The organism is Rhizobium sp. PRIMUS64 (genome assembly GCF_023006465.1).
Lineage (GTDB): Bacteria > Pseudomonadota > Alphaproteobacteria > Rhizobiales > Rhizobiaceae > Rhizobium > Rhizobium leguminosarum.
Map to the genome: position 1 here is coordinate 1 of NZ_JALBGX010000212.1, position 8,210 is coordinate 8,210.

General features: G+C 61.6%; 7 protein-coding genes and 1 pseudogene. 5 read left to right on the forward strand and 3 right to left on the reverse strand.

The window, feature by feature from the left end; genetic code table 11:
- Positions 1-837 (forward strand): SDR family oxidoreductase (locus MOV76_RS37425; RefSeq protein WP_247266450.1); only part of this gene is annotated, 837 nt, incomplete at its 5' end.
- Positions 837-1,313 carry a DUF2269 domain-containing protein gene (locus tag MOV76_RS37430; protein ID WP_247266451.1) on the forward strand — a complete coding sequence of 159 codons (477 nt, stop codon included), beginning with the start codon at positions 837-839 and terminating at the stop codon, positions 1,311-1,313. The genes MOV76_RS37425 and MOV76_RS37430, both read left to right, overlap by 1 nt.
- On the opposite strand, the gene MOV76_RS37435 is transcribed toward MOV76_RS37430, so the two are convergent.
- Complete coding sequence (locus tag MOV76_RS37435) at positions 1,305-1,898, reverse strand: LysE family translocator (protein ID WP_018242801.1); 594 nt, start codon at positions 1,896-1,898, stop codon at positions 1,305-1,307. The genes MOV76_RS37430 and MOV76_RS37435 overlap by 9 nt on opposite strands.
- A 244-nt stretch (positions 1,899-2,142) precedes the next feature.
- Here MOV76_RS37435 and MOV76_RS37440 point away from each other — a divergent pair, with 244 nt between their 5' ends.
- A complete protein-coding gene (locus MOV76_RS37440; RefSeq protein ID WP_247266452.1) occupies positions 2,143-2,991 on the forward strand; it encodes an aldo/keto reductase in 849 nt (282 codons plus the stop codon).
- 57 nt (positions 2,992-3,048) lie between these two features.
- Positions 3,049-3,513 (forward strand): hypothetical protein, encoded by a 465-nt coding sequence (locus MOV76_RS37445; RefSeq protein WP_246721473.1) that lies wholly within the window; start codon positions 3,049-3,051, stop codon positions 3,511-3,513.
- A 60-nt stretch (positions 3,514-3,573) separates the two neighbouring features.
- Here the strand turns inward: MOV76_RS37445 and ilvN are convergent, their stop codons facing one another.
- Complete coding sequence (gene ilvN, locus MOV76_RS37450; RefSeq protein ID WP_003560902.1) at positions 3,574-4,146, reverse strand: acetolactate synthase small subunit; 573 nt, start codon at positions 4,144-4,146, stop codon at positions 3,574-3,576.
- Between the two features lie 20 nt (positions 4,147-4,166).
- Complete coding sequence (locus tag MOV76_RS37455; RefSeq protein ID WP_247266453.1) at positions 4,167-5,957, reverse strand: acetolactate synthase 3 large subunit; 1,791 nt, start codon at positions 5,955-5,957, stop codon at positions 4,167-4,169.
- Positions 5,958-6,279: 322 nt separating this feature from the next.
- Here MOV76_RS37455 and MOV76_RS37460 point away from each other — a divergent pair.
- Positions 6,280-8,109 (forward strand): annotated as a pseudogene (locus tag MOV76_RS37460) (ATP-binding protein); the annotation flags it as partial.
- Positions 8,110-8,210 lie beyond the last annotated feature (101 nt).

Genomic DNA, 8,210 nt, shown 5'->3' on the forward strand with positions numbered 1-8,210 from the left:
GCCCTCGTGCTCGGCCGCAATGCCCATGGCGGCTCGGCGCTGCTACGGGCGCTTGCCGCCTTTCCCCTGGTGCTGCCCCTGGTCCATGCCGAAAGCCCGGTCGAAACACTTTCGGTGGACGATGTGGCGGAAGCCGTGTCGCGGGCAGTCTCCGGCGGCCTTCCTTCAAAGGATATCGATCTCGCCGCCAATGAAGTCCTGACGCTCGCCGATCTCGTTCGCCTGCACCGGCAGTGGCTGGGCCTGCCGCCCGCCCGCGTCTTCGCCCTGCCCCCCTGGCTGGCCAGGCCAGTGACGTGGCTGGCCGATCTATCGGGCCTGCTCGGCTGGCGTTCGCCGCTGCGTTCGACAGCGCTGACAGTGATCTCGGAAGGCGTGCAAAGCTCGAAAGCAGGAAGCGGCCTCGTCGCGACACCCGCGGCCGCAGCGCTCTCGGCCAATCCCTCCGGCGTCCAGGATCTCTGGTTTGCCCGGCTCTATCTCCTGAAGCCACTCGTCATATCGGGCCTATCCGTCTTCTGGCTGCTGTCCGGTCTGATCCCGCTGCTGGCACTGGAGAAGACGTCTGCTCACTTCTTGCCGTTCATGCCTCAGGCCTCGGCAACGGCGCTGACGCTTGCGACCTGCCTGACCGACGTCGTCCTCGGTGCCGCCGTCCTTGTCCGTCCCCTGGCGAAACGCGCCCTTCTCGGCATGCTGGCCGTATCGCTCGCCTATCTCGCCGGCGCCAGCCTGCTCGAAACCGCGCTCTGGCTTGATCCGCTCGGCCCCCTCGTCAAGGTGCTGCCGTCGATCCTGTTGACGCTCACCGCACTTGCCACCCTGGATGAACGCTGATGCTTGAAGAATGGCTGCTGCTCGCCCATGTCATTGGCGCGACCGTACTCTTCGGCACCGGCGCCGGCATCGCCTTCTTCATGGTGATGGCGCACCGGACGCGCGATCCCAGACTGATTGCCCATGTCGCCGGCACCGTCGTCATCGCCGACACGATCTTCACCGCGACCGCGGCCATCCTCCAGCCGGTGACCGGCTATCTGCTGGCCCGATCGATCGGCTGGGACCTGTCGGAGGGCTGGATTGCGCTGTCGCTGCTGCTCTATGTCGTCACCGGCCTGTTCTGGCTGCCGGTCGTCTGGATCCAGATCCGGCTGCGCGACCTCGCCCGCGCCGCAGCAGCGGCGGGAAAAGCCCTGCCGCCAGCCTATTTCAGCCTCTACCGCATCTGGTTTGCTTTCGGATTTCCAGCCTTCTTAGCCGTCCTCGGCATTTTCTGGCTGATGCTGACGAAGCCGGCGATCACTCTATTTTAGCATCGGCCAGAGGCTTAGCACCAAGAGTATCGCCATGCTGATATTGAACCACTTCAACCGCACCGGATCGGAAAGCCATTCCCTCAGCGCCGAGCCGAAGCCTGCCCAGGTCGAAACGCTGGGCACATTGACCGCCGCGAAGGCGAGACCGACGATCAGCACGCTCACGAGGTAGAGTTGCGGATTGGTATAGGTCGCCATCGCCGTGACCGCCATCACCCAGGCTTTCGGATTGACCCACTGGAAGGCAGCGGCCGACAGGAAGGACATCGGCTCGACGCCGCTCCTGCCTTCGCTGAGCGAGCGCGACGAGGCGATCTTCCAGGCGATCCAGACGAGATAGGCGCCGCCCGCAAATTTCAGCGCGGTATAGACCACAGGCACCGTGTGCAGCAGCGCGCCGAGCCCAAGGCCGACGCCGATGAGCAGCGAGAAGAAACCGACGCCGATGCCGAACATATGCGGAATCGTCCTGCGGAAGCCGAAATTCACGCCCGATGCGAAGAGCATCATATTGTTCGGCCCCGGCGTGATCGAGGTCGTGAAGGCAAACAGAACGAGAGCGAGAAATGTATCCAGCGGCATGCGACCTCCCGAAGCCAGCTTTTCCGCGGCCTGTTTATTTAGGTCAGCATAACTGTCCTAAACCGCCGATACCATTGCATCATTGTCATGGTGACAGGATTACTTGAAAGATGGCGACCCGGCCCAATCTCTTGCCGACTGTATAATTCCTTAGATCGGCACCGATTTAAGGATAAAATCATGCAGCAATTCAGAGTGCTACAGCGTCCACCTCAAGGACGCGCGGCGCTGTAGGAAGAAACCCATGCAGAACGACCCGATTCCATCGATCACATTTCCGAACGGCACTGAGGTGCCGGCCCTCGGCCAGGGCACCTGGGCCATGGGCGAGGATGCCGGCCATGCCAAGGCCGAGATCGAAAGCCTCAAGGCCGGCATAGATCTCGGCATGACGTTGATCGACACCGCTGAAATGTACGGCGACGGCGGCGCCGAGGAGATCGTCGGTCAGGCGATCAGGGGACGGCGCGACGAGGTCTTCATCGTCAGCAAAGTCTATCCCTGGAATGCCAGCCTGAAAGGCACGGTCGAAGCCTGCGAGCGCAGTCTCGAACGGCTGGGCACCGACCGCATCGATCTCTATCTGCTGCACTGGCGCGGCAACTATCCGCTCACTGAGACCGTCGCGGCCTTCGAAACGTTGAAGGCATCGGGCAAGATCGGCGCTTGGGGCGTCTCTAACTTCGACACCGACGACATGGAGGAACTGCTTAGAGTGCCCGACGGCGCCAAGGTCGCCGCCAACCAGGTGCTCTATAACCTTTCCCGCCGTGGCATCGAATTCGATCTGCTGCCCTGGTGCCAGAGCCGCGGCATTCCCGTCATGGCCTATTCGCCGATCGAACAGGGAAATATCCTGCACCATCCCGAACTGATCCGCATCGCCAAGGCCTATCAGGCGACACCCGCCCAGCTGGCGCTCGCCTTCCTGCTGGAACGCGACGGCGTCATCGTCATCCCGAAGACCTCGAATGCCGAACGCGCGGCAGAAAACCGCGACTGCGTCTCGCTCGATATCACCGATGAGGACTGGGATGCCCTCGACGCCACCTTTCCGCCGCCGGCAAGAAAAAAACCGCTGGAGATGCTCTAAGCGAGCCCGATGAAATTTCGCCATAAAGCTGAATAAAAAGGGTAGTCAGTTATCATCGTGGAATGCGGTACAGGGATGGTTCGTGGCCTAATTCCCATATTGCTGAGCCTTAGCGGCAGCCTCGTCGCGACGGCGCATGCCGACAGCGTAAAGAGAGATAGCTATCGGGTCAGATATGCCCTGTTGCTGGAGAGTGGCCAGAAAATCCTCTCTGAAACAACCTGCAAGCTTCGCGAGAATTGTGTGGTCTACGGCGCCAGTGGCGGCGACATGCAGATCACCATCAATTTGGGCAATGAAAACACCAATCGCGACGACATCCGGATTCACTGCATTTCATACAATTGCGTCTTCGGTGAAGATAAGCCGATATTACGTCAGCAAGGGGAAACGCATTTCCGGATCTATCGCGGCGAAAGGGCCAACGGCCTGGAGATGAGAAATAGGCCGTTAGTCGGCGACCTGATCGTCAAGCATGACTGGATCGATCCGCGCACGTCGCCGGTGAACGAGAAGATTTGAAACGGACGCCGAAACCGGCGTCCGCCTGCGAAACGAGCTTACATGCCCGGGCTGTAATCTTTACATGCCCTGCACGCCGCGGTTCATCGCCGCGATGCCGGTACGGCAGACCTCGATGAGGCCAAGCGGCTTCATGATCGCCACGAACTGATCGATCTTCGACGATTTGCCGGTGATCTCCAGAATGAAGTGACCGACCGTCGCATCCACCACCTTGGCATGGAAGGCATCGGCAAGGCGCAGGGTCTCGGCGCGCATTTCGCCCTCGCCGATCACCTTGACCAGTGCCACTTCGCGCTCGATCGGCCGGTCCTGGCCGAGTTCGCGGGCACGCACCGTCAGGTCGACGACGCGATGCACCGGCACGATGCGCTCGAGCTGCGCCTTGATCTGCTCCAGCACCTGCGGTGTGCCGCGTGTGACGACGGTGATGCGGGAAAGATGCGCCTGATGCTCGGTCTCGGAGACCGTCAGGCTCTCGATATTGTAGCCGCGGCCGGAAAACAGGCCGATGACCCGGGCAAGAACCCCCGGTTCGTTGTCGACGAGAACCGAAAGCGTGTGGCTTTCGACAGCCGCCGTTTCCGGCGAAATGAAGTAAGCGGAGCCCGTGGGCTGTAGGTGAGCGTTCATGTCCTTGGTCCCTTCCCTTATTAGACGAGCGCGCGGCCCTTGGCGTCGATCGCATTGGCGACCGCTTCGTCGGTGGCCTCGTCCGGCAGCAGCATTTCGTTATGGGCCTTGCCCGAGGGGATCATCGGGAAGCAGTTGGCGAGATTAGCGACGCGGCAATCGAAGATGACCGGCTTTCTGACCTCGATCATCTCGAGAATGGTGTCGTCGAGCGCATCCGGCTTTTCGCAGCGCAGGCCGACGGCGCCATAGGCTTCCGCCAGCTTGACGAAGTCAGGCATCGCCTCCGTATAGGAGTTCGACAGGCGGTTGCCGTGCAGCAGCTGCTGCCACTGGCGCACCATGCCCATATACTGGTTATTCATGATGAAGATCTTGATCGGCGCATCGTGCTGGATCGCCGCCGACATTTCCTGGATGCACATCTGGATCGAGGCATCGCCGGCAATGTCGATGACGAGGCTGTTGGGATGGGCGATCTGCACGCCCAGCGCGGCCGGCAGGCCGTAGCCCATCGTGCCGAGGCCGCCCGAGGTCATCCAGCGGTTCGGCTGTTCGAAACCGAAGAACTGTGCCGCCCACATCTGGTGCTGGCCGACCTCGGTGGTGATATAGGTATCGCGGTCCTTGGTGTGGGCGAAGAGCCGCTCCAGCGCATATTGCGGCATGATGACGTCATTGCTCTTCGTATAGGCAAAGGAGTTGCGTGCCCGCCAGCGGGCGATATCGGTCCACCAGTCGTCCAGGCGACCCTTTTCCGGTTTCTTCGGCAGTGCCCGCCACAGGCGGACCATGTCTTCGAGGACATGGCCGACATCGCCGCGGATGCCGATATCGACGCGGACATTCTTGTTGATCGAGGATGGATCGATATCGATATGGATCTTCTTCGAGTTCGGCGAAAAGGCATTGAGACGGCCGGTGATGCGGTCGTCGAAACGGGCGCCGATGCAGACCATGACGTCGCAGTCATGCATCGCCATGTTGGCCTCGTAGGAGCCGTGCATGCCGAGCATCTTCAGCCAGTTCTTGCCGGAAGCCGGATAGGCACCGAGGCCCATCAGCGTCGAGGTAATCGGGAAATCGGTGAGCTCGACCAGCTCGCGCAGCAGCTTGGAAGCTTCGGGGCCGGAATTGACGACGCCGCCGCCCGAATAGATGACTGGACGGCGCGCATTCGCCATCAGCTCGATCGCCGCATGGATCTGGTTGAGGTCGCCCTGGATCTTCGGCTGGTAGCTCTTCTGGATCGTGTAGTCGGCGGGCGGCGTGTAGGTGCCGGTCGCAAACTGCACATCCTTCGGAATATCGACGACGACAGGTCCCGGACGGCCGGACTGGGCGATGCGGAAAGCCTCGTGAATGACGGCGGCGAGCTCGTTGACGTCCTTGACCAGCCAGTTGTGCTTGGTGCAGGGACGGGTGATGCCGACCGTGTCACATTCCTGGAAAGCGTCGGAGCCTATCAGCGAGGTCGGAACCTGGCCGGTCAGGCAGACGAGCGGGATCGAATCCATCAGCGCGTCCTGCAGCGGCGTGACCGCATTGGTGGCGCCCGGACCCGAGGTGACCAGCATGACGCCGACCTTGCCGGTTGAGCGGGCGTAACCTTCAGCCGCGTGGCCTGCCCCCTGCTCGTGGCGGACGAGGATGTGCTTGACATCCTCCTGCTGGAAGATCTCGTCGTAGATCGGCAGGACCGCGCCGCCGGGATAGCCGAAGATATGTTCGACGCCGTTGTCCTTCAGCGCCTTGAGAACGATCTCCGCTCCCGTCATCCGATTGCCTGCCGCCTGATTGTCCGTGCTCATCTGTCTGTTCCGTTTGATGCTGGGATTGCGTTTGTGGCCGGAAGCCCGAATTTCGGGCATAAAAAAAGGCCCCGGAGGAGCCTGTCATCTAGCGCATGGGTGGCTATCGCCGGATGGTTACACCATCCTGCCCATGCGCTTTCCCACCACGATAAGAGCCGTTGCGATTTTCATGGTCGGAAGTGATAGACAGAAAATTTCGCAGCGTCAACGCATGCCGCAATAAAAAACTCCCGGCTCCCCGCATCCCTAAAATCCATGGCCGGAAGGATTTGTTAAAGGAAGGGCTTTATTCTCGCTTCCCATTGCAGGAGTAGGCCCTTTGCTTAACAACGACTTGCACGCGTCTAGTAAGGCGGGTGAACAGGATCGCCGCGATGGCCATACACCGGGGAACCGCTTTCTCGGCCGCGTCGTTGCATGCAGCGGTTCGCGGGCGACCATCGCCGCCGTCGCCGAACAGGGCGGCACCGATCTGACGGAACTGTGGTCCGTGGGCCGGTTGATTTCGATCAGCGTCGGCCGCAACCGCGTCGTCGCCCTCGTCTATCAGATGAACACCGGCAGCCATGCCTGGGGCGAAGGCGAAGACAATACATTCAGGATCGAGACGGAACTGCTCGGCGAAGTCCGTGTCGACGAGGACGGGCGCGAGGAATTCTCGACCGGCATCTCGCGTTATCCCTATCTCGGCGCCATCGCCCACCGCATCCGATCCGCCGACCTGATGCGCATCTACGACGCCGGCGAGGGTACGACCGCCGTTATCGGCAAGCTGACGCAGGACGAAAGCATCGATGCGGCGATCCACATCCCCTCAATGCTTTCCAAGCATTTCGCCGTCGTCGGTTCCACCGGCGTCGGCAAGTCGACGGCTGTCTCGCTGCTCCTGCACAAGGCGATCGCGGCGGATCCGAAGCTGCGCGTGCTGATCCTCGATCCGCATAATGAATTCGCGGCCGCCTTTCCCGAGCACGCCGTCACCATCGATACCGATACGCTCGACCTGCCCTTCTGGTTGATGCGGCTGGAGGAATTTGCCGAGGTCGTGTTTCGCGGCCGCCCGCCGGTGCCCGAAGAGCTCGACATGTTGCGCGATATCCTGCCGGAGGCCAAACGCGCCTTCCGCGGCAGCGACAACTCGCTGGTGCGCCGCACGACCGAAAAGAGTTCGATCACCGCCGATACGCCGGTCCCCTACCGTATGGCCGATCTCCTGGCGTTGATCGACGAGCGCATCGGCCGCCTGGAAGGCCGCTCGGAAAAGCCCTTCCTGCGGTCGCTGAAGATGCGCCTCATCGCTGCGATCAACGATCCGCGCTATCACTTCATGTTCTCCAACAACACGATCAGCGACACGATCACCGAAACCATCGCGCAGATCTTCCGCATCCCCGGCGAGAACCGGCCGATCTGCACCTTCCAGCTTGCCGGCATCCCCTCAGAAGTCGTCAATTCGGTCGCTTCCGTGCTCTGCCGCATGGCCTTCGAGGTGGCGCTGTGGAGCGAGGGCGCCATCCACATGCTCGTCGTCTGCGAGGAAGCGCACCGCTACATCCCCTCCGATCCGAGCCTCGGCTTCGTGCCGACGCGCCAGGCGATCGCCCGCATCGCCAAGGAAGGCCGCAAATACGGCGTCTCGCTCGGCATCATCACCCAGCGGCCGGGCGAACTCGACCAGACGATCCTGTCGCAGTGTTCGACGCTCTTTGCCATGCGCCTCGCCAACGACCGAGACCAGGAAATCATCCGCTCGGCCATTCCGAATTCGTCGATCTCGACGACGAGCTTCATCTCCTCGATCGGCAACGGCGAGGCGATCGCTTTCGGCGAGGCGATCAGCGTGCCGATGCGCATGCGCTTTTCCCGCGTCGACGAAAACCTCCTGCCGAAGGCCAGCAGCGCCAACAGCAAGCAGAGCGAGGAAGATCCGGATACGGTCGATCTGCGCAAGATCGTCACCCGCATGCGGGCGGTGACGGTCGGACCCGACATTTCGAATTTTCAGCAGAGCTATGCCGCGTCCGTGGCAAGCTTGGACGAGGCTGATCCGGCCGACGAGGATCTCGACGCCAAGCCGTACGCGCCGCCCGCCTCCACCGCTGCGCCGCTCGAAACCTATCGGCGGGAACTGCTGCCGCAAACGCTTCGGCGGGGTTTTCTGCGCCGGGCTTCGCCTATGATCTGAGCTCTCCTTCTGAGTTTATGCGGCGGATTGACGCACAACTCTCGCGATGATATTCATATCCATCC